Raw genomic sequence first — 20,487 nt, 5'->3', positions numbered from 1 at the left:
CTGGGTGTACGCGCTCAGCCGCGCAGGATCTCCAGCGACGTCACCAGATCATTGGGGTACTCGGCCTGGACCTCCACCCGCTCCCCGGTGACGGGGTGCTCAAAACCCAGCCCGACGGCGTGTAGCCACTGCCGGGTGAGGCCCAGTTGGGCGGCCGCCTTGGGATCCGCACCGTACTGCTGATCCCCCACCAGGGCGTGATGCAGCGCGGCAAAGTGCACGCGGATCTGGTGCGTGCGCCCCGTCTCCAGGCGCACCTGCACCAACGAGGCCGGGCCAAAGGCCTCCACCACCTCGTAGTGGGTCACGGCGCGGCGACCCTCGGTCGTGACGGCGAAGCGCCAGGAGGCCCCGGGGTGGCGACCGATCGGGGCGTCGATGGTTCCCTTGAGCGGCTCCGGGAGACCCTGGACCACCGCGTGGTACACCTTGGTGGGCGTGCGGTCATGGAAGGCTGCCTTGAGCCCCGTATAGGCCCGCTCGCTCTTGGCCACAGCCATGCAGCCGGAGGTGCCCACGTCCAGCCGGTGCACAATGCCTTGGCGCTCCGCCGCTCCGGAGGTGGAGATGCTCACGCCCTGCGCCACCAGCTGGCCGGACACCGTGGGGCCCACCCAACCCGGGGACGGGTGCGCGGCGACGCCGACCGGCTTGTTGATGATGATCAGGTCGTTGTCCTCATACAGGACCGGCAGCGGCTGCACGAGTTCCTCCACGTAGCTTTTGGGGGCGGGGACGCGCACCACAATCTGTGCGCCGGCGGCTGGCCTGAGGGACTTGGCGGCCACCTTGCCGTCCACGCTCACGCGGCCCTCCTTAAGCCAGGCCACGGCGACGCTGCGCGAGACCTCTGCCTCAATCGCCACGAGCACGTCCAGGCGGGACTCGCCGTCCACGACGGCGGGGTCCACGCTCAGGTGAGTCTCTGCCACGTTCTCTTCCGACATCAGGCGGCGTCCTTTCCAGGCTCTGGTGTTGCCTCGGCGTCGTGCGCCGAGTCCTTCGCTGTCTCTTCCTTGGCCTTCTCGCCGCGGCTGCCATCCATCTGCACGCCGAACCACAGCAGCGCCACGATCCCGATGACGGAACAGACAATGAAGGAGTCCGCGATGTTGAAGATCGCAAAGTTTCCGACGGAGACAAAGTCCACCACGTGCCCGGAACCGGCGCCGGGGGGCTGGAACAGCCGGTCGGTGAGGTTGCCAAGCGTGCCGGTGAGCAATCCGCCAAGCGCCAGGCCCCAGAGCCGTGAGCGAACCCGCGGGAGCATCACCAGGACGCCGACGGCCACGATGGCCATAAAGACCGTAAAGATCCATGTGTAGCCCTCACCCATGGAGAAGGCGGCGCCGGGGTTGCGGATGGAGTACCACTTCAGGAACGGCGGCAGCACCCAGATCACCTCGCCGAGCTGCATATGGGTGACCACGAGGTACTTGGTGAACTGATCCGCGCTGTAACCGATGAGCAGCACCACTGCCGCGATCGTCAGGACCGTCCCACGGGTCGCCGGGGGCCGGCGGCGGGAGGTTTCGGTACTGCTACTTGGCATGTGCTGGGAGCTCCTGGAGGAAGGGGGGGTGCTAGGTCAAACAACAACGGCGGCACCCAAGAGGTGCCGCCGTCGTCACGGCTGAGTCGCCGTCAGTCACATTTAGTTCGAGGAACCGTTGGCCTCGCCCACGACGGGGCCGGCCGAATCCAGGTCCTTGAGCTGACCCTGGATGTACGTGCGCAGACGCGAGCGGTAATCGCGCTCGAAGCCACGCAGCTTCTCGATCTCGGACTCGAGGCCCGTCCGCTGGCGGTCGAGCTCGGCCAGCGTCTTGCGCTTGGTCTCCTCGGCCTCAGAGGTGGTCTTGCGGGCGGTGGCCTCTGCACCGGACACCAGGCCAGCGGCCTTGGTCTCGGCCTCTGCAACGATGCGATCGCGCTCGGTGGCACCGGCGCTCACGTACTCGTCGTGCAGACGCTGGGCCATCGCGAGGACGCCGGCGGCGTTCTCGGCGCTGTTGCCACCGGCTGCGGGAGCCGCAGAGGCAACGGGAGCGGAAACGGCGGCGGCCGGAGCGGCAGGCTCTGCCACGGCGGGCGCGGCCTTGACCGTGTTGATGGCCGGGACGGGCTCGGGCTTGCTCTCCGTCGCCGCAACGGCCACGGGGGCCGGAACGGGGGCGTCGCTTGCCTTGCCTGCCTGGCAATCGGCAAGCTGCGCACGCAGCTCGTCGTTGTCCTTGGTCAGACGGCGGAGCTCTTCAACGACCTCGTCGAGGAAGTCGTCGACCTCATCCTGGTCGTAGCCCTCGCGAAACTTCGTCGGCTGGAAGCGCTTGTTGACTACATCATCTGGCGTCAGAGCCATCGGGTCACCTCGATAGTTGGGTACGTATGGCAATGCCGACTGAGCGACATCGTCACGGAGGACGGGATTCCTGGAAAGGTACCCCGAGCCGCCTTCACTGTTTCTTACTATATAACGATTAGAACAGTGCTTGGCGCAAGTTTATTGATTACAGCGTTAGACCGATCCGCAGCACCACGTTCTGCAGGATGCTCACCACGAAGAACACCACGATGAAGGAGAGGTCCAAGCGGATCCCGCCCAGGTTCAGCGGCGGGATGATCCGTCCGACCCACTTCAGGGGTGCGTCGGTGGTGCGGTACACGGTGCTAGCCAAGACCAGGGAGGCGCCACGCGGGCGCCAGCTCCGGGCAAACATCTGAACAAAGTCCACCACGATACGCGCCATGAGCAGCAGCATCAGCAGCGTCAGGATGATGTAAAGCACTCCAAAAAGCGCGTTCATCAGCGACATGAGCGGCAGGGCCTCAGCTCTGGTTGAAGAAGGCCGACTGCTCGTCCCCGGCGAGTTCCTCGCCCAGGATCTCAACGCCGGCGGGCGTCAGCAGGAAAACCTTGTTGGTCACGCGCTCGATGTTCCCGCGGAGGGCGAAGACCAGGCCCGCGGAGAAATCGACCAGTCGCTTGGCCTCGGACTCGCCCATGTCAGTCACGTTCATGATGACCGGGATGCCGTCACGGAAGCTCTCGCCAATGGTCTTGGCATCGTTGTAGGAACGCGGATGAACCGTGGTGATCTGACGCAAATCAGTGTCCTCTTCCGGGGCAGCGGCAGCGCGCTTAATGGGGGTCACGGGCGCACGGAACTCCGTGACCTCGTCCTCGACGGGAGCCTGACGGGGCGCCGGCGCCTCAACCAGGCGGGGCGCGGGGGCCGCCGCCTGCTGGCGCGGCTGTTCCGCGGCGCGCGAAGATACTTCCTGCAACTCGTGACGCTCAGTCTCAGACTGCTCGTCACCCTCGGCCAGGCCGAGATAGATCATGGTCTTGCGGAGTGCTCCGGCCATGTCGGTCCCCTTACGTTCAAGATGTGCACGTCACGGTGCTGACGCGACCGCGCACTCTGACGCTACCTCAGACCTGGACGGCGCCCCAGAACATCGGAGCCGATTCTTAGGCGTGTCGCCCCAGCGGCAACGGCCGCCTCAAGGTCCCCGCTCATGCCGGCAGAGATCTGCACGGCGCCAGGGTGGCGTTCCCGCAGCGCGCTGGAGAGCAGTGCAAGTCGCTCAAACGCCGGCGCCGGGTCCTCCCCCAGCGGCGCGACCGCCATGAGGCCCTCCAGCCTCAGGTGGGCGGAGCCAGCCACCGCGTCCGCGAGCCGGATCATCTCCCCCGGCTCAGCCCCACCACGCGGCGCGTCCGGATTCTGCTCTCGCGAGGCCTGGGTGCGCAGGTCTAGCTGCAGGTAACAACCCAGCGGCGCCTCCACGGGCTCAGATTCGGCCCTCCGGGCCATGGCGCGCTCCAAGGCGTTCACCAGCCCCACCCGATCCACCGAGTGCACAGACTGCGCAAAGCGCACCACCCGCGCGGCCTTGTTGCTCTGCAGCTGTCCTATGAAGTGCCAGTGCGGCCGCGCGCCCGCCTCCGCGAGCTCCGCGGCCTTTGGCCCCGCCTCCTGCTCACGGTTCTCTCCCACCTGATCCACGCCGAGCCGGGTGAGCGCCAAGACGTCAGAGGCGGGGAAGAACTTGGTCACCACGATCAGCCCTGGGGCCTCGGTGCGGCCGGAGGCCGCGGTGGCGGCCTGGATTCGTTGCTCGACGCCGCTCAGTCGCCTCCGCAGCTCGGCGGCGCGTTCCTCGGTGATCTGACTCTGCAACGGCTGGCTCACCGTGAGGCTCCTTGTGACGTGGGGTGGAAGGCGGACGGGGTGAGGCGAGGGGGCTAGAGGGAGTAAACCAGGCTGGCGTTGCGCGGGCTGGCGTCTGCCCCGCGATAGGAAAAGTAACCCTCATCATGCAGGGTGCAGATGCCGGTGGAGTGCACGGCCACCCCGAGCGAGCGGAGCTGGGTCGCGGCGGCGCCCACCAGATCCAGCGAGGGGGTGCCCCACGAGGTGGTGGCAGAGATGCCTGGCATCCGCGCCTCAGAGTCCACCTGCATCTGCGCGGGCACCTCGTAGCAGGCGCCGCAGATGCTGGGGCCAATCCAGGCCTCGAGTCCGGTGCCGCCCGCCGACTCAAGCTGGCGCGCCGTCTCCAGCAACACGCCGTCGAGCAGGCCCTTGCGCCCGGCGTGCGCCGCCGCCAACAGCGCCACCGCGCCGGCGCGTGCAGCAAAGAGGACCGGCACACAATCCGCAGTGAGCACCACGGGCGCGCGCAGCCCGCTGGCATCCACCAGGCCATCGGCCTCCGGCGGCTGCGCGCCAGGCTCAGCCACGGGCGCCACCACGGCGGAGTGCACCTGGCGCATCAGGCCAAGGCGCTCAGGGGCCATCCCCAGCTCCGCGGCCAGCCGCTCGCGGTTCCGCGCCACACGCTCGGGGTCCTGGCCCGTGTGCCCGGCGAGATTGCCCTCCTGGCGACCGGTAAAGACCGCCACCAACTGCGGGTACAGCTCAAAGCGCTCCAGCCTCATGCGCCGGTGCTCCCTCCACGAGGAAAGCGAGCCCGCACGTGCCCCGTGGGGCCCGGCGAACTCGCTTTCCAGTTTGAGTTCTACTTCAGGAAATCGGGGATATCCAGATCGTCGTGCGTGCTGCGCGGCAGATCCGGCTCCACCAAGTCCGGCATATCCTCGCCCTCATCGTCCAGGCTCGCGGGGAGCTGAGGAACGGCCGGCTGAGCCGACTGAGCGATCGGCACGGTGCCGGGCACCGTGCCGGCCGCGACCGGAACCGTGCCGGGCACGGAGCTGACCGGGCGCTGCGCGGAGGCCTGCGAGGACTGGGTCGGCTGCTCCTGGATGCGCGGGGTCTGCGGCTTGCTGGTCATGTCCACCTGATCAAAGCCGGCGGCGATGACGGTCACGCGGACCTCGTCACCCAGGGCGTCGTCAATGACGGCACCGAAGATGATGTTGGCCTCGGGGTGGGCCACCTCCTGGACCAAGCGGGCTGCCTCGTTGATCTCGAACAGCCCCAGATCGGAGCCACCCTGGATGGAGAGCAGCACGCCGTGGGCGCCGTCGATGGACGCCTCAAGCAGCGGCGACGCGATGGCGAGCTCCGCAGCCTGCACGGCACGGTCCTCCCCGCGAGCGGCACCAATGCCCATGAGCGCGGAACCGGCGCCCTGCATCACGGACTTCACATCCGCGAAGTCCAGGTTGATCAGGCCGGGCGTGGTGATCAAGTCGGTGATGCCCTGGACGCCGGAGAGCAGCACCTGATCGGCGGAGCGGAAGGCGTCGAGCATGGAGACGTTGCGATCGCTGATAGAGAGCAGGCGATCATTCGGGATGACGATGAGCGTGTCCACCTCGTCGCGCAGCGCGTCGATGCCGGACTCAGCGGAGTTGGCGCGGCGGCGGCCCTCAAAGGTGAAGGGACGCGTGACCACGCCGATGGTCAGCGCGCCAAGGGAGCGGGCAATCCGCGCGACGACGGGGGCGCCACCGGTGCCGGTGCCACCACCCTCACCTGCGGTCACGAAGACCATGTCGGCCCCCTTGAGGACCTCCTCGATCTCCTCGGCGTGATCCTCTGCTGCCTGGCGGCCCACATCGGGGTTGGCGCCGGCGCCGAGGCCACGCGTCAATTCGCGGCCCACGTCCAGCTTGACGTCCGCATCAGACATCAGCAACGCCTGGGCGTCGGTGTTGATCGCGATGAATTCGACGCCGCGCAGGCCGACCTCGATCATGCGGTTCACGGCGTTCACGCCGCCGCCGCCGATGCCGACGACCTTGATCACGGCGAGGTAGTTCTGTGGAGCTGCCACGTCTAGCGTCCCTTGTTCGATGTGCTGATGAACTGGAGTGCGCCGGGAGCGACGCGTCTCGGCCCCCGCCTCAACCTTCAACCCCTACTTGAGGGCTTGGGTGATGTCAAGGACCGGCCTTCTTAGAGTTAACCGCCCAGCGGCGGGCCTGATCAATCTCCCCGGCGGCGTGTCGCATATTCGGCAAAATACCTGGCCGCCCAGCCGCCGCGGCCGGGGCCTACTTTGTGACCGGGCGCCGCGGCGTGGAGACGTCCAGCGTCTTGTCCTTGAGTCCGGAGGTGGAGAGCAAGACCTTGAGGTCCGCGGCCTTAAACGCCCCCTGCGACGCATCCCCCCAGACCACCGTGCGGCCGTCCGTGAGCTTAAACGTCACCGTGTCCACAGAGCCGGCGCCTGCTGTGTCCAACTTGGCCAGCACCTCGGTGGGAAGCTGGGCCAGCGCCTGGACCACCGTGTCGAAGATGCGCCGATCCCCATCCGGGGCGCTCAGCTGCACCACCGGCAGCTTGCGGTCGCTGCGCTTGGCCAGTTTCTTCAGCCGCGCGCCGTTATCTCCCACCAGGAAGAAGCCATCCCCCTGCTTCAGGATCGCGACCTCGCGGTGCTCAATGATCTCCACGACCAGCTTGCTTGGCCCATCCAGCCCCAGCCGCACGTCCTGAATGGCCGGCTCAGAGGCGAGCAGTTCCTTGACGCGGTCCGTGCTCACCCGCGCCAACGGTGTGTCCTCCAACGGCGCCAGGAGCGTCTGCACCTTATTCTGGTCCGCTAGCCGCGTGCCCTTCACGCTCACGGAAGAGACGCTGAGCAGCGGGGTCAGGTACAACAACCCGAGGATCCCTGCCAGCAACAGCACCACCACGCCCGCGGTCATCCACGCGCGCAGTCGGCGCCGCGGACGCCGCGGGAGGGTCAGCAGTTTCCCGTTGTCGTGAGCGGGTCCGGAGTCGGTGTCCACGGTGTTCATCGGGCGGCGGCCCTGGTCCGCAGCTGCTCAAGAATGGGCGCACCAAAGGCCGTCACGTCGCCGGCCCCGATCGTCATGATGACGTCCCCCTCCTTCGCCGCGGCCACCACGGCGGCTGCGGCGCCTGCCGGCGCCACCACTGCATGGTTCGCGCTGACGGAGGCCGCCACCAGTTCGCTCGTGACTCCCGGGATGGGCTCCTCACGCGCGGGATAAATGGGAAGCAGCTGTACCGAGTCCGCCAGGGAGAGCGCCTCGCCAAACTCCTGCGCAAAGTCGCGGGTACGCGTGAACAGGTGCGGCTGAAAGAGCACGTGCACCTTGCCCTGGCCCGCCACATCGCGGGCCGCCCGCAGCGCCGCGCGCACCTCGGTGGGGTGGTGGGCGTAGTCGTCGTACACCCGCACGCCGTCCGCGGTGCCGCCAAACTCAAAGCGGCGGGCCGCCCCGCCAAACGCGGCCAGGCCGTCCAACGCCGCCCGCGGGGTAAGTCCCAGCTCGCGCCCCACGGCGTAGGCGGCGGCGGCGTTGAGCAGGTTGTGATCCCCCGGCACGTGCAGGCTCAGCAGGTGCTCGCTTCCCTCCGCGTCGCGCAGGGTGGCGGTGGAGGTCAGGCCGCTGTGATCTGCCGCGCTCAGGCGCAGCTGCGCCGCGTCCCCAAAGCCGTACCGCACCACGCGCACGTCCGCGCGGTGTTGTTCCAGGGTGGAGGCCGTCCCGGCGGCGCCCTCATCATCGGAGCAGGCCACCAGCAACCCGGTGGCGGGCAGCAGGTCCGCGTAGCGGTCAAAGGCCTGGTGCACCGCCTGCGCCGTGCCGTAGTGATCCAGGTGATCCGCCTCCACGTTGGTCACGATCGCGATGGAGGGGGTGTAGTTCAAGAAGGAGCCATCGGACTCGTCCGCCTCTGCCACAAAGGCGCTGCCCTGGCCCAGTTCGGCGTTGGTCCCCAGGTCCGGAATGGGCGCGCCAATCGCGAAGGTGGGTTCCAGCCCGGCGTGGCGCAGCATGACGGCGATCATGGAGCTGGTGGTGGTCTTTCCGTGCGTGCCAGCGACGGTGACCCCCACGCGTCCGCGCATCAGGGCGGCCAGGGCCTGGCTGCGGTGCAGCACCGGCAGGCCGCGGCGTTTGGCCTCCTCCAGCTCCGGGTTGCCCGCCTGGATGACGGAGGAGACCACCAGGGTGTCTGCGTCCCGGACATGATCTGCGTCAAAGCCGACGTAGACCGTGGCGCCCGCGGCACGCAGCTGATCCAGTACGGGAAGATCCTTGGCGTCCGTTCCCGAGACGCTCACGCCCTCCGCCAGCAGCAGCCTGGCCACCGCTGAGACGCCGACGCCCCCGATGCCAAGCAGGTGCACGCGGCCCAGGTCGTTGACGGTGGGCTGCTGGGCGGTGGTGCTCATGCTCGGTGTCCTTCCTCTGCCGCGCCCAGAATGAGCGTGGCCATGGTCTCTGCGGCGTCGCGAACGCCGTGTGCTTGGGCTGCGGCGGCCATGGCGCTCAGCGCAGCGGGGTCCGCCAGCAGCGGCACCACCGTGGAGGTGAGCCACTGGGCATCCAGCGCCGCGTCGTCCACCATCAGCGCGCCGCCCGCCTTCACCAGCGGGGCGCCGTTGAGGCGCTGTTCGCCGTTGCCGATCGGCAACGGAACCAGCGCGGAGGGCAGCCCGACGGCGGCCAGCTCGCAGACCGTTCCGGCGCCGGAACGGCACAGCACCAGGTCCGCGGCTGCGTAGGCATTTTGCATGCCGTCCACGTATTCCACCTGGTGGTAGGAGGGCGCCGTGAGGATGCCCCCATCGGGACCGGTGACCTGCTTGCAGCGGCCCGTCACGTGCAGGATCTGTACCCCGGCCGCGGCAAAACTCTCCAGCGCACCCACCACCGCGCGGTTCAGGGATTGCGCCCCAAGGGAGCCCCCCGTGACGAGCAGGGTCGGGGCCTCGTGGTCGAGCCCAAAAAATTCCCTCGCCTGCGCCCGATGCGCGGCCCGGTCCAGGTGCGCAATCTGTGCGCGCATGGGCATGCCCACCAGGCGGGCCCCCGGGAGCCCGGTGCCCTCAAAGGCCGTGCCCACCACGGCGGCCCGCTTGGCGCCGACCTTGTTGGCCAGACCGGCCCTCGCGTTGGCCTCGTGCACCACCACAGGCACCCCGGCCTTGGCCGCGGCCCGGTACACGGGGGTGGAGACGTAGCCGCCCACGCCCACCACCACGTCTGCCTTGACCTCGGTGAGTAACTCACTCACAGCGCTCACGGCGGCCCGGTAGCGGGCGGGGAACCTGAGCGCATCCAGGTTGGGCCGCCGCGGTAGCGGCACGCGTGGGATCAGGCGCAGGTCATACCCGGCCGCCGGCACCAGCCGGGACTCCAGGCCCTCCGCTGTGCCCACCACGGTGATGCGAGCATCCGGGCGGGCGGCGGCGATGGCGTCTGCCATGGCCAATAACGGGGAGACGTGACCGGCGGTGCCCCCACCTGCCAGGACCACGGAGGGTGAGGCACTCATGCTTTCCTTTCCTGCGCCCCGGCAGCCACGTCCTCTTCCGAGGCAGGCAGACCGTGACGGATCTGATCGCGCGCAAAGTTCAAGACCAGCCCCACGCCACACAGTGCGGCAAGCAGGGCGGATCCACCATAGGAGATGAAGGGTAGCGGGACACCGATGACGGGCAGCATGCCGGTCACCATGCCCATGTTGATAAACGCCTGTCCCACGAGCCAGGCAATCACGCCGCTGGTGGCGACCCGCACAAAGAGATTCCGGCTGCGGTGGGCAATGCGGTACATGCTCACGGCAAGGATCACGAAGAGCACCACGATGGCGAGGGTGCCTACCAGGCCAAGCTCCTCACCAATGATGGAGAGAATAAAGTCATTCTGAGCCTCGGGAATGTAACTCCACTTCGAGCGAGACTGGCCAAGGCCCACCCCAAACCAGCCGCCGGAGGCCAAGGCATAGCGTCCCTGCAGCGCCTGCAGGCCCAGCCCCGAGGAGTCGTCACCGTTCAGGCCGAGCCAGCTGGTGATGCGGCCCATGCGGTTGGGGCTCAAGATGGTCATGGCGATCACGCCCACCAGGCTCAACACCAGGGTCAGCACAAAGATGATCTTGGGCGCCCCGCTGGTCCACAGCAGCACAAAGAGCACCAGCAGCAACACCATCGCGGTACCGAGATCATGGCCAAGCATGACCAGCCCCACCACGGCGAGGCCGCCCGGGAACAGCACGGGGACCAGCGCGTGGCGCCAGTCCCTGAGCAGCCGGCTCTTGTGCGCAAGCACCGTGGCGCCCCACAGGATGATGGCGAACTTGGCGAACTCGGAGGGCTGGACGGAGAACGGACCCAACTCGATCCAGTTCTTGTTACCCAGCACCTCCTTACCGATGATCAGCACCAGGCCAAGCAGCGCCACGGCACCAAAGAAGACCGGCCAGGCAAGCCGCTTCAAGAAGCGCATGGGCAGCGCAGCGATGGCAAACATCGCCACGAGTCCCGCCAGCCCAAACATGGCCTGCTTGGAAAAAAGGGAGAAGGGATCGCGATCCTTGCTCACGTACTCCACCGCGGAGCTGGAGAGCACCATGACCATGCCGATGCAGGTCAGGATGACGGTGCAGATGATGATCAGGTAGTACGCGGTGCGCACCCCGGCGGCGTCCGTTGACTCCACCCGGTCCCACTGCCGCTTCAGGAAGCCGCGCTTGTCCCGGCCCTGTGGAGCATGCTGATCCGTGGGGATGTTCTTGCGTGCCACGCCTGACTCCTCGTGTCCTCGCGCGACACCAGCCGCGTCAGTCTTGCTCTGCCTCTGCGTCCAGCCCCAAGCGTGCCAGCACGGCCTCCGCGAAGGCGGTGCCGCGATGGGCATAGGAGACAAACTGATCCATGGAAGCCGAGGCCGGGGCCATGAGCACGGTGTCACCGGCTTGTGCCGCAGCGGCCGCGGCCGCGACCGCTTGGGCCATGACCTCCGCGCCCAGGAGCTGTTTGTCCACGGGCTCGGAACTTCCATGGTCTCCCACCCGTGTGGTCAAGACCGGGACGTCCGGGGCGTGTCGGCTCAGGGCACCGCTCAGCGCCTCGTCGTCAGTGCCGATGAGCACCACCGAGCGCAGGTGATGGGCGTGGCGCTTGACCAGCTCGTCGTACTCCACGCCCTTGGCCAGCCCGCCTGCGATCCAGACCACATGTGGGAAGGCGGAGAGTGAGGCATCCGCGGCGTGGGGGTTGGTGGCCTTGGAGTCGTTGATCCAGGTCACCCCGTCCCGCTGCGCCACGACCTGAATGCGGTGCTCGCCCCGGTCATACTGCGTGAGCCCCTCGCGGACGGCCGCGGAGGGAACGCCGACGGCGCGCGTCAGGGCCGCAGCTGCCAGGGCGTTGGCGACGGTGTGGTGCGGCGCCGGGTCGCCCAGGTCAGCCAGCGAGGCCAGCTCCGCCGCGGAGGTCTTGCGTTCCTCGATGAAGGCGCGGTCCACCAGCAGGTCCTCCACCACACCGAGCATGGAGAGTCCGGGCACGCCGGTGGTGAAGCCAATGGCGCGGCAGCCCTCTGTCACGTCCGCGTCCTCCACCATGGCAAGGGTGGCTTGGTCCTGCGCGTTAAAGATCGCGGCGACGTGGGTGCGTTCGTAGATCTTGGCCTTCGCGGCGGCGTACGCCTCAAAGGAGCCGTGCCAATCCACATGGTCCTCGGCCAGGTTCAGCACCACGGAGGCCAGCGGCTCAATCGAGTGCGTGAACTCCAACTGGAAGCTAGAGAGCTCCACCGCCAGCACGTCAAAGCCGATGGGGTCCCTGACCACGTCGAGGACCGGGGTGCCCACGTTGCCGCACGCCACGGCGCGCAGCCCGGCGCGGCGCAGGATCTCGGCAGTCATGGTGACCGTGGTGGTCTTACCGTTGGTTCCCGTGATGCAGAGCCACTGCGCGGTGGGGCGCCCCTCGCGCTCTCGGACGCGCCACGCCAGTTCGATCTCGCTCCAGATCGCAATGTTCTCTTGTGCCGCCTGCGCCAGCAGGGCCTGTGTAGGCCGCCACCCCGGGGACACCACCAGGACATCGGGGCGCTCCCCCACGACGTCGGGCAGGGTCTGTGTGTGCTCGGCACCCAAGCGCACATCGTGGGCGCCCACAATCTTCAGCGTCTCCGCCCGGCGCAGATACTCCTCGCTGCGCGTGCCATCCACCACCACGACCGTGGCGCCCAGCTCAATGAGCGTGTCTGCGGCGGCAAATCCGGACAGGCCAAGGCCTGCCACCACCACGCGCAGCTCCCGCCAATCGGATTCCCAGCGCGTCAGGACAGAGAGATCGCGGCTCACGCGCGGACCAACCAATCGAGGTAGAAGAGGCAGAGGCCGGCCACCACAAAGAGGCCACCCAGGATCCAGAAGCGGACCACCACCGTGGTCTCCTCCCAGCCCTTGAGTTCAAAGTGGTGCTGGAGCGGCGCCATGAGGAAGACGCGCTTGCCGCCGGAAAGCTTGAAATACCCCACCTGGATGATCACCGAAAGGGAGATCAGGACAAACATGCCGGCGATGATGATCAGCAACAGCTCGGTGCGGCCCAGGATCGCGAACGCAGCCACGGCGCCGCCAAGCGCCAGCGAGCCGGTGTCACCCATGAAGATCTTGGCCGGCTTGGTGTTCCACCACAGGAAGCCGATGAGGGCGCCGACCAGGATGATGGCCAGGAGTGCAAGGTCCAGCGGATCGCGGACCTCGTAGCAGGCGCCCTCCACGCCGCGCACGGCGCCGCAGGCCTGGGAGTTCTGCCAGATGCCGATCAGGCCGTAGGCGGAGAACACGGCAATGGAGATGCCGGTCGCCAGGCCATCCAGCCCGTCCGTCAGGTTGACGCCATTGGTGGTGGCGGTCGTGATGACGTTGGCCCAGATGACGAAGAGCACCACGCCGATGGCGGGGCCGAGGAAGGCCAGGTTGAGCCACTCGATGTCCCGTGCGCCGGAGATGAACAGGGACGCTGGGGTACGCCCGTGGGCGTCTGGGAAGTTCAGGGCCAGCAGCGCAAAGGTCGTGCCAATGACCGCCTGCCCCACGATTTTTTGCCAGGGGGTCAGACCAAGCGAGCGTTCCTTGGAGATCTTGGCGTAGTCATCCAGGAAGCCGATCAGGGCCATGCCGCACATCAAAAAGAGCGCGAGCAGGCCTGAGGCGGTGACGCCGGGGCTAGATTCCCGCGTGAGCCCCATGACCAGGTGAGTCAGGAAGTAGGCCAGCACCACGGCAAGCACAAAAACCAGCCCGCCCATGGTGGGAGTGCCACGCTTGGACTTGTGTGATTCCGGGCCGTCCTCACGCACAAACTGGCCGTAGCCGCGCTTGACGAGCAGCTTGATAAAGAGCGGCGTTCCCGCGAAGGAGAGCACCAGGGCAAAGACGCCACCCAGAACGAGGGCAAGCATGTCAGGCCTCCTCGGTGTGGTTGGTGTCAAGGGCGTGCGCAACGCGCTCGCCCAGGAGCCGCAGGCCGGAGCCATTGGAAGACTTAAAGAGGACAATATCCCCGGGCTGCAGGCGCTCCTGGAGATCCTCGAAGGCCTGGTCAAGGGTCTCGACGAACTTGGCCTCGTCCCCCCAGGAACCCTCCATGACGGCGGCGTTGTAGGCGGGCTTGGCACCCTGACCCACCACCAGCGTCTGGGAGATGTTCATCCGCACCACGAGCCGCCCCAGGCGGTCGTGTTCGTGAATGCGGTCCTCGCCCAGCTCCAGCATCTCGCCAAGCACTGCCCAGGTGCGGCGCGCCTGGCCGTCCTGGTCCGGGCGGCCAAGGGCCGCCAGCGTCTGCAGCGCGGCCATCATGGATTCGGGGTTGGCGTTGTAGGCGTCGTTGATGACGCTCACGCCGTCCGCACGCTCGCTGCGTTCCATGCGGAAGCGCGAGGTGGGTCCCAGACCGCCCAGTGCGGCGGCAATGGCGGCGGGGGCCACACCGAGCGCAAAGGCCGAGGCCGCGGCGGCCAGCACGTTCCCCACGTGGTGGCGGCCGATCAGGCCGGAGACGATGGGGAAGCTGGCACCGTCTGCTGCGTTCTCGGTGCCGGGAAAGTTCAGGGTCAGGCGCGGATGGCCGTCGGTATCCACCGAGACGTCAGTGGCGCGCACGCCGTCTGCGGCGGCCTGGCCCTCGCCAAAGGCGAGCACGGCGGCCTCGGTGCGCGGGCGCATGCCCCAGACCTGGGCGTCGTCCGCGTTGAGCACGGCGGTGCCGGTGCTAGGAAGGGCCTCTACTAGCTCGCCCTTGGTGAGCACGATGTTCTCCACGCCGCCAAACTCGCCAACGTGGGCGGTTCCGACCATGAGGACGGCACCCACCTCCGGCTCCACCATGCGTGCGAGGTAGTCGATGTTGCCCACGTGCGTGGCGCCCATCTCTGCCACCAAAAACTCGGTGTCCTCCGTCATCTCAAAGACGGTGAGCGGCAGGCCAATCTCCCCGTTGTAAGAGTTAAACGGCTTGACCGTGGGGCCCTGGGTCTCCAAGATCGCCGCCAGCAGGTCCTTGGTGGTGGTCTTGCCTGCGGAGCCGGTGATGCCCACGACCCTCAGGCCGCCCGCCTCTCGCACGCGGGCCACCACATGGTGGGCCAGGGCGCCGAGCGCCGCCACCACGTCGGGAACAAGTACAGCCGGGTCCACCCGGCCATCCTCTGACGCGGTCTCCCGCTCGGCCAGGATCAGCGTTGCCCCGGAGGCAAGGGCGCCACTAATAAAGAGGTGCCCGTCCGAGTGTTCACCGGGCTTGGCCACAAAAAGGGCGCCCGGCTGCACGGCGCGGGAGTCGGTGGTCACCGAAGTGATGGCGGTGTCTGGGTCGGCCGTCGTTGAGAGGCGGCCACCGGTGAGGGCGGCGATCTCGGCCGTCGTGAGAGTGATCATGACTGGTCCGAGTTTACTCCGTGTCGATCCTGCTTGATGAATCGCTGACACCGTTGCCGAAGGCCCGGCGCAGTTCCTCGCGGTCATCAAGGGCCAGGTTGACCCCTTTGACCTCCTGCCACACCTCATGCCCGCGCCCTGCCACCAGGATCACGTCATGCTCCCCCGCCATCCGCGCCGCCGCGGCGATCGCGTCCGCGCGCGGGGCCACCTCCAACAGCTCCACGCCTGGCACGGCCGCGTCGCGGGCGCCCTGCATGACCTGGGCGCGGATCCCGCCCGGCTCTTCACCGTGTGGGTCGTCATCGGTGACAATCACCACGTCTGAGTGGCGCGCTGCCAGCTCACCCATGATGGGTCGCTTTGAGGTGTCTCGCTCTCCAGTGGCGCCAAAGACCACAATGACGCGGCCCTGATCCGTGCGCACGCTCTCCAACGCGCGCACCAGGGCGTCAGGATTGTGGGCAAAATCCACGATCGCCGTGGGGTGGGTGTGCACCACCTGCATGCGGCCGGGAACGGACGGGGTCAGCGGTGCGTCCTCAGAGTCCAGCGCCGCCTGCAGCGTCTCAAGAGACACGCCGCCCTCCAGCAGCATGACCAACGCCAGCGCGGCATTGGAGACGTTAAAGGCTCCGGGAAGCTCCGTGCCTGCCATCAGCGAGCGTCCGTCGCGGTGGCGCACGCCAAAGCGGTGCCCCAGGCCAACGCGGCTCACGTCCGTGACCATCCAGTCGGCGCTCTCACCGGCGCGTGCCGGGCGCGTGAGCAGGGTGGCGGTGGGCACGCCGAGGTCGGCGGAGGTCACTGCCAGCGCCTGCCCCCACTGATCGTCCACGCTCACCACGGCGCGGTCGGAGTATTCGGGCGTGAACAGCCGGGCCTTCGCGGCCAGGTATTCCTCCATGGACCCGTGCAGGTCAAGGTGATCCTGGGTCAGATTGGTGAACCCGGACACGGCAAAACGCAGCCCGGCCACGCGCCGGAACTCCAGCGAGTGGGAGGAGACCTCCATGGCCGCGCTGCTCACGCCGGCCTGCGCCATGCGAGACATGAGCGCATGCAACTGCGGCGCCTCAGGGGTGGTGAGCACGGAGGGGATGGGCTCCTCCCCCGCCAGGATCTCGATGGTGCCGATCAGGCCGGTGGTGCATCCCAGCGCGCTGAGCAGGGATCGCAGCAGATAAGTGGTGGTGGTCTTGCCGTTGGTCCCGGTGACCGCGAAAGTCTCCGGCGCCAGCGTGTGGCTTTGGTACACGGCGGCGCTGAGCGCGCCGAGCACCGCCCGCGGGTCCTGCGTCACCAGCACGGGGACCGCGCTGAGCAAGTCGGCTTCACGCAACTGCTCGACGCCGCGTGGATCGGTCACGATCGCGGCAGCGCCTCGATCAAGGGCCCCCTTGGCAAAGCGCGCGCCGTGGGACTTAGCCCCCGGCAGCGCCGCGTAAAGATCGCCCGGCTGCACCGCGCGGGAGTCGAGGCACACGCCGTGGACCCGAGCGGCGTCGAGCGCTACCGCACTCATGCCCTCCGCAGGGGTGCCGCCCATGAGCCAGTGGGCCCCCCGCCCCGCCACACCCGTGAGCTCCGTGAGGGCCCTGGTGGGTTCGTGCTCCGGGCGAAATGCCTTCTCCGCCTGGCCCACGTTTGCGTGGGGGTCCAGCGCCTTCTCGGCCGAGCTCATCGAGTCACCATGCGTATTTCTGGCGTTCGCCAACAAACGCCTTGTAGGGGTTGGGCTTGGTGGTATCCGGGGCCACCGAGTACTTCGAGAGCACGGAGGACATGATGGTGGTGAAGGTGTCACCCACGCTCCAGTCCCTCCAGTAGCCCTTGGGGTGCTGCATGGTCACGACCACCAGGTAGCGCGGATCCTCCACCGGCACCATGCCCGCAAAGGAGTTGGTGTGCTGGTCAAACTTGCCGTCCTCGCCCTGGGCCTGCGCGGTACCGGATTTACCACCAACACGGTAGCCGTTAATGGCCATCTTCGTTGAGGTGCCGGCAGTGACGACGGTCTCCATCATGCGGCGCATCTCGCTTGAGGTCTTCTCTGAGACCACCCGCTGCGTCTTGGCCGCCTCCACCGGGTGCTCCGTTCCGTCTGCATCCACGTACGCGTCGATCAGGGTGGGGGCCACCTGCACGCCCTTGTTCGCGATGGCCTGCAGGATGGAGGCCGTGTGGATCGCGGTCTGCGTGTAACCCTGGCCAAACATGGTGGTCAGGCGCTGGCGGCGCTCCCAGTCATCCGGCTTGGCCAGGATGCCAGGGCTTGCGCCGGGCAGGCCCACATCGATCTTCTTGCCCAGGCCAAGCTTGGACATGAAGTCATAGCGGGAGGAGTCGCTGATCTTGTCACCCACCTGCACGGTGCCGGTGTTGTAGGAGCGGGCAAACACGCCGGCCGCCGTCATGTCATAGGTGGAGTGCTTGAGCGAGTCGTTGATGGTCTCGTTGTCGATCTTGAACGCGTTGGGCACCTTGAACTGGCTCTCCGGGGTCACCACGCCCTGATCCAGCGCCGCCGCGAAGGTGGGAATCTTGCCCGTGGAGCCCGGCTCAAAGGCCTGCGTCACGGTGGTGGAGGTGCGGTACTCGGCATCCGTGGCGCCCGGGTTGTTGGGATCCATGGAGGTGGAGTCCGCCAGCGCCAGCAGCTTGCCGGTCTTCGCATCCATCACCACAGCGTTGACCCACTTGGCCTTGAACTGCTTCTGCTTGGCCATGACCGCGTTCTGCGCCACATACTGGATGTCAGAATCCAGGGTGAGCTTCACGCTCTGCCCGTCCACGGCCGGTTCCTCTGTCACGGGGGCGTTGGGGATGCGCACGCCGTCCGCGCCGCGCTCATAGGTCATGGAGCCGTTCTTGCCCGTGAGCTTCTCATTCTGGGAGAGCTCCAGGCCCTCGGCACCCTTGCCCTTGGCGTCGATGAAGCCAAGCACCGGGCCAGCGAGCTTGCCACTGGGGTAGCTGCGCTGGGTGGTCTCCTCCGAGGTCAGCCACGTCAGGCCAATCTCTCGCGCCTTGTCATTGGCCTCTGGGGTGATGTTTTTGGTGATGACGGAGTAGCCCTTTTTCTTGGCCCCCTCCTTGCCAAAGAAAGCGGTGTGCACGGCCTGGGGGTCCAGACCAAGGACCTGGGCCAGCTCCTTCACGCCGTCCTCTGTCTTCAGACTCACGATCTTGCCGGTCGCGGCGTCCTTGCGACGGAAGGTGTCCTTGACCTGTCGCTGGTCCACCACCAGGTCGTAGCGGATGGTGGAGGTGGCCAGGACGTTGCCGTCCGCGTCGATGATCTGCCCGCGCTTAGCCGGGATCGCCACGTCGCCGCTGCTGCGGTTCTTGGTGGCCACGGCCGCCGCGTCCGTGGGGTCAATGCCCTGCACCCAGACCAGCCGCGCGCCGAGCAGCACCAGTACGGCGAGCACGGCGAAGAGCGTGAAGCGCATGCGCCGCACCGAGAGCGGTGGGCGGGTCGTCGCGTTCTGCTGCGGCATGGGGCCCTCCTGCGGGCGTTGACGGTCGGGGACCGCGCGGATCAGTTGCTGCGGGGCGCCGGAATGGTTCCGCCGCCCAGTTCCTTCTTGGAGAAGGTGGGGTTGCGAGGCGTGGTGGTGCCCGACGCCGCGGCGTCGGTCCCAGCGCCACGTTCGGCGGCCTTCTTGGCTGCCTCTGCGGCCTGGGCGGTGGTGCCCTCGGCCGCGCCGTCTCCGGTCGCGGCGTCTGCGGCGTCCGCGCCGGCCGCCGCGCCAGCCTTGGCGGTGGTGTTCTCCGCCGCCGGGGACGTGGACTTCTGCGCCGCGGCCTGCTTCTTGGCGTTGAGTGCGGACTGCTCAGCGGGCGTCAGCGGCTGCGAGAGCTGGGGCTTGTCCTGCTTCTCCGGCTTTGCCGCCGCGTCCGCCTTCCCCGTCACCTTCCCGGAGCCCAGGTCCACGGTGCCCGGCTGGCCCGCAGGGACCATGCTCAGCTTGGCGGCGGCTGCCGCCAAGTTCTGGGGCGCCTTCTTGTTATCCAACTCCGCCGTCATGGCCTCGTTGGACTGCGTGAGGTCCTTCTCATGGTTGCGCATCTCCACCAGCTGGTACTGGGTCTGCGCCACGGAGACGTTCATGGCAAGCACGGAGGCGACCACACCCACCACGAGCACCAGGCACAGCAAAACGAAGGGCGCCTTGCGGCGCTTGGAGGCGCGCGGGGCAACCATCGCCAAAGGAGTACGCGTCCGGGTGGGGCTCAGCGGCTGCGCTGGCAGCCCGATCGCGAGATCGCGTTCTGGCATGGGCAGGGCGCTCATCGTGTCCTCCTGTTCCCGTGGCTCCCGCTCACCGGGGGCCGCAGGCGTTCAACTGCCCGCAGGCGTGCTGACGCCGCGCGGGAGTTCTCTTCGATTTCCGCCTCCGTGGGGCGTTCCGTGCCCTTGGAGATGACCTTAAAACGTGCCTTACTTTCCTCCGGCTCCACCGGCAAACCCACCGGGGCGGAGGACTTGGAACCCTCGGCAAAGAACTGCTTGACGATCCGGTCCTCGAGGCTTTGGTAGCTCATGGCCACCACGCGCCCGCCGACAGGCAAGGCGTCCATGGACGCCGGGATGGCACGCTCCAGGACGCGCAGTTCGTCGTTGACCTCCACGCGCAGGGCCTGGAAGGTGCGCTTGGCCGGGTGACCGCCGCCCACGCCGCGCGGGTAGTTCTCCAGCAGGACCTGAACCAGGTCCCCGGTGGTGGTGAAGGGCTTTGACTCGCGTCGCTTCACAAAGGCGACCGCCAGGCGTCGGGCATGGCGCTCCTCCCCCCAGGTGCGCAGCACCCGGGTGAGGTCGTCCAGTTCGTATCCGTTGACGACGTCCGCGGCCGTGGGGCCGGTGGTGGAGTCCATGCGCATGTCCAGCGGCGCGTCGTAGGAGTACGCGAAGCCGCGCTCCTTCTCATCCAGCTGGAAGGAAGAAACGCCCAAATCAAAGAGGACGCCGTCCGCCGCATCAAAGCCGGCCTCATTCAGCGCCTGCGGGATGCGGTCGTAGATGGTGTGCACGGGGTGGAAGCGCTCGCCAAAGTGGGCCAGGCGCTCCGTCGCGATGTCCAACGCCTGCGTGTCCCTGTCCAGGCCCACGAGGTGCAGTTCGGGGAAGCGCTGCAGCAGCGCCTCGGAGTGACCACCCATGCCAAGGGTGGCGTCAATGACCGTGGCGGAACCGCGGTTCTTGATGGCGGCCGTGATGGCCGGTTCTAGCAGCCCGATGCACCTCTCAAGGAGCACCGGTACGTGTCGCGTTCCTGCAGGGCGGGGCGTAGCCGTCTCGTCCGTCACAGAGCGTGTCCCCCTCAGTTGCAGCGTGTTG

Annotated in this window: 19 protein-coding genes; all 19 read right to left on the bottom strand. The window is 67.6% G+C overall.

What is annotated here, in order from left to right; translation table 11 throughout:
* Window positions 1-14: 14 nt before the first annotated feature.
* On the bottom strand, window positions 15-947 hold the full coding sequence (locus DWQ67_RS02225; RefSeq protein WP_121483935.1) for an RluA family pseudouridine synthase: 933 nt from the start codon (window positions 945-947) through the stop codon (window positions 15-17).
* Entirely contained in the window at window positions 947-1,552 is a 606-nt protein-coding gene (lspA, locus tag DWQ67_RS02220) for a signal peptidase II (protein ID WP_199712575.1), read from the bottom strand. Before lspA ends, DWQ67_RS02225 begins: the two co-directional genes overlap by 1 nt.
* A 102-nt stretch (window positions 1,553-1,654) precedes the next feature.
* On the bottom strand, window positions 1,655-2,362 hold the full coding sequence (locus tag DWQ67_RS02215; RefSeq protein ID WP_121483934.1) for a DivIVA domain-containing protein: 708 nt from the start codon (window positions 2,360-2,362) through the stop codon (window positions 1,655-1,657).
* Between the two features lie 148 nt (window positions 2,363-2,510).
* Window positions 2,511-2,816 (bottom strand): YggT family protein, encoded by a 306-nt coding sequence (locus DWQ67_RS02210; RefSeq protein ID WP_325049601.1) that lies wholly within the window; start codon window positions 2,814-2,816, stop codon window positions 2,511-2,513.
* A 13-nt stretch (window positions 2,817-2,829) separates the two neighbouring features.
* Complete coding sequence (locus DWQ67_RS02205) at window positions 2,830-3,369, bottom strand: cell division protein SepF (RefSeq protein ID WP_121483933.1); 540 nt, start codon at window positions 3,367-3,369, stop codon at window positions 2,830-2,832.
* A gap of 62 nt (window positions 3,370-3,431) precedes the next feature.
* Window positions 3,432-4,199, bottom strand: a complete 768-nt coding sequence (locus DWQ67_RS02200) for a YggS family pyridoxal phosphate-dependent enzyme (RefSeq protein WP_121483932.1) — start codon at window positions 4,197-4,199, stop codon at window positions 3,432-3,434.
* Window positions 4,200-4,252: 53 nt separating this feature from the next.
* On the bottom strand, window positions 4,253-4,948 hold the full coding sequence (locus DWQ67_RS02195; RefSeq protein ID WP_121483931.1) for a polyphenol oxidase family protein: 696 nt from the start codon (window positions 4,946-4,948) through the stop codon (window positions 4,253-4,255).
* An 80-nt stretch (window positions 4,949-5,028) separates the two neighbouring features.
* Window positions 5,029-6,252: a cell division protein FtsZ gene (gene ftsZ, locus DWQ67_RS02190; protein WP_121483930.1), complete on the bottom strand. Its 1,224-nt coding sequence runs from the start codon at window positions 6,250-6,252 to the stop codon at window positions 5,029-5,031.
* A gap of 220 nt (window positions 6,253-6,472) precedes the next feature.
* Window positions 6,473-7,222: a cell division protein FtsQ/DivIB gene (locus DWQ67_RS02185; protein WP_121483929.1), complete on the bottom strand. Its 750-nt coding sequence runs from the start codon at window positions 7,220-7,222 to the stop codon at window positions 6,473-6,475.
* Window positions 7,219-8,631: a UDP-N-acetylmuramate--L-alanine ligase gene (gene murC / locus DWQ67_RS02180; protein ID WP_121483928.1), complete on the bottom strand. Its 1,413-nt coding sequence runs from the start codon at window positions 8,629-8,631 to the stop codon at window positions 7,219-7,221. The genes DWQ67_RS02185 and murC overlap by 4 nt, the downstream gene beginning before the upstream one ends.
* Complete coding sequence (gene murG / locus DWQ67_RS02175; protein ID WP_121483927.1) at window positions 8,628-9,737, bottom strand: undecaprenyldiphospho-muramoylpentapeptide beta-N-acetylglucosaminyltransferase; 1,110 nt, start codon at window positions 9,735-9,737, stop codon at window positions 8,628-8,630. The genes murC and murG overlap by 4 nt, the downstream gene beginning before the upstream one ends.
* The gene (ftsW, locus tag DWQ67_RS02170; RefSeq protein WP_158595331.1) at window positions 9,734-10,987 is read right to left on the bottom strand and encodes a putative lipid II flippase FtsW; all 1,254 of its coding nucleotides are present in this window, start codon (window positions 10,985-10,987) and stop codon (window positions 9,734-9,736) included. The genes murG and ftsW overlap by 4 nt, the downstream gene beginning before the upstream one ends.
* Window positions 10,988-11,024: 37 nt before the next feature.
* The gene (gene murD, locus DWQ67_RS02165) at window positions 11,025-12,557 is read right to left on the bottom strand and encodes a UDP-N-acetylmuramoyl-L-alanine--D-glutamate ligase (RefSeq protein ID WP_121483925.1); all 1,533 of its coding nucleotides are present in this window, start codon (window positions 12,555-12,557) and stop codon (window positions 11,025-11,027) included.
* On the bottom strand, window positions 12,554-13,663 hold the full coding sequence (gene mraY / locus DWQ67_RS02160) for a phospho-N-acetylmuramoyl-pentapeptide-transferase (RefSeq protein ID WP_121483924.1): 1,110 nt from the start codon (window positions 13,661-13,663) through the stop codon (window positions 12,554-12,556). Before mraY ends, murD begins: the two co-directional genes overlap by 4 nt.
* 1 nt (window position 13,664) lies before the next feature.
* Window positions 13,665-15,140: a UDP-N-acetylmuramoyl-tripeptide--D-alanyl-D-alanine ligase gene (locus tag DWQ67_RS02155; RefSeq protein WP_121483923.1), complete on the bottom strand. Its 1,476-nt coding sequence runs from the start codon at window positions 15,138-15,140 to the stop codon at window positions 13,665-13,667.
* Window positions 15,141-15,153: 13 nt separating this feature from the next.
* Window positions 15,154-16,824, bottom strand: coding sequence for a UDP-N-acetylmuramoyl-L-alanyl-D-glutamate--2,6-diaminopimelate ligase (locus DWQ67_RS02150; RefSeq protein WP_233555867.1), 1,671 nt, complete (start codon window positions 16,822-16,824; stop codon window positions 15,154-15,156).
* Between the two features lie 4 nt (window positions 16,825-16,828).
* Window positions 16,829-18,643, bottom strand: a complete 1,815-nt coding sequence (locus DWQ67_RS02145) for a peptidoglycan D,D-transpeptidase FtsI family protein (RefSeq protein WP_121483922.1) — start codon at window positions 18,641-18,643, stop codon at window positions 16,829-16,831.
* 41 nt (window positions 18,644-18,684) lie between these two features.
* Window positions 18,685-19,440 carry a hypothetical protein gene (locus DWQ67_RS02140; protein WP_121483921.1) on the bottom strand — a complete coding sequence of 252 codons (756 nt, stop codon included), beginning with the start codon at window positions 19,438-19,440 and terminating at the stop codon, window positions 18,685-18,687.
* Entirely contained in the window at window positions 19,437-20,456 is a 1,020-nt protein-coding gene (gene rsmH, locus DWQ67_RS02135) for a 16S rRNA (cytosine(1402)-N(4))-methyltransferase RsmH (protein ID WP_199712573.1), read from the bottom strand. The genes DWQ67_RS02140 and rsmH overlap by 4 nt, the downstream gene beginning before the upstream one ends.
* Between the last annotated feature and the right edge of the window lie 31 nt (window positions 20,457-20,487).

The organism is Galactobacter caseinivorans (assembly GCF_003640665.1).
Classification (GTDB): Bacteria; Actinomycetota; Actinomycetes; order Actinomycetales; family Micrococcaceae; genus Galactobacter; species Galactobacter caseinivorans.
Note: the sequence above shows the minus strand (reverse complement) of the source record. Positions and strands in the feature narration are given on the sequence as shown.

What these genes read in the sequence shown, in the direction of transcription:
- DWQ67_RS02210 (WP_325049601.1), bottom strand. Translation starts at nt 2,816, where the DNA reads ATGTCGCTGATGAACGCGCTTTTTGGAGTGCTTTACATCATCCTGACG.
- lspA (WP_199712575.1), bottom strand. Translation starts at nt 1,552, where the DNA reads ATGCCAAGTAGCAGTACCGAAACCTCCCGCCGCCGGCCCCCGGCGACC.
- DWQ67_RS02185 (WP_121483929.1), bottom strand. Translation starts at nt 7,222, where the DNA reads ATGAACACCGTGGACACCGACTCCGGACCCGCTCACGACAACGGGAAA.
- DWQ67_RS02155 (WP_121483923.1), bottom strand. Translation starts at nt 15,140, where the DNA reads ATGATCACTCTCACGACGGCCGAGATCGCCGCCCTCACCGGTGGCCGC.
- DWQ67_RS02145 (WP_121483922.1), bottom strand. Translation starts at nt 18,643, where the DNA reads ATGCCGCAGCAGAACGCGACGACCCGCCCACCGCTCTCGGTGCGGCGC.
- DWQ67_RS02195 (WP_121483931.1), bottom strand. Translation starts at nt 4,948, where the DNA reads ATGAGGCTGGAGCGCTTTGAGCTGTACCCGCAGTTGGTGGCGGTCTTT.
- DWQ67_RS02140 (WP_121483921.1), bottom strand. Translation starts at nt 19,440, where the DNA reads ATGAGCGCCCTGCCCATGCCAGAACGCGATCTCGCGATCGGGCTGCCA.
- DWQ67_RS02205 (WP_121483933.1), bottom strand. Translation starts at nt 3,369, where the DNA reads ATGGCCGGAGCACTCCGCAAGACCATGATCTATCTCGGCCTGGCCGAG.
- DWQ67_RS02150 (WP_233555867.1), bottom strand. Translation starts at nt 16,824, where the DNA reads ATGAGCTCGGCCGAGAAGGCGCTGGACCCCCACGCAAACGTGGGCCAG.
- murG (WP_121483927.1), bottom strand. Translation starts at nt 9,737, where the DNA reads ATGAGTGCCTCACCCTCCGTGGTCCTGGCAGGTGGGGGCACCGCCGGT.
- DWQ67_RS02225 (WP_121483935.1), bottom strand. Translation starts at nt 947, where the DNA reads ATGTCGGAAGAGAACGTGGCAGAGACTCACCTGAGCGTGGACCCCGCC.
- mraY (WP_121483924.1), bottom strand. Translation starts at nt 13,663, where the DNA reads ATGCTTGCCCTCGTTCTGGGTGGCGTCTTTGCCCTGGTGCTCTCCTTC.
- murC (WP_121483928.1), bottom strand. Translation starts at nt 8,631, where the DNA reads ATGAGCACCACCGCCCAGCAGCCCACCGTCAACGACCTGGGCCGCGTG.
- DWQ67_RS02215 (WP_121483934.1), bottom strand. Translation starts at nt 2,362, where the DNA reads ATGGCTCTGACGCCAGATGATGTAGTCAACAAGCGCTTCCAGCCGACG.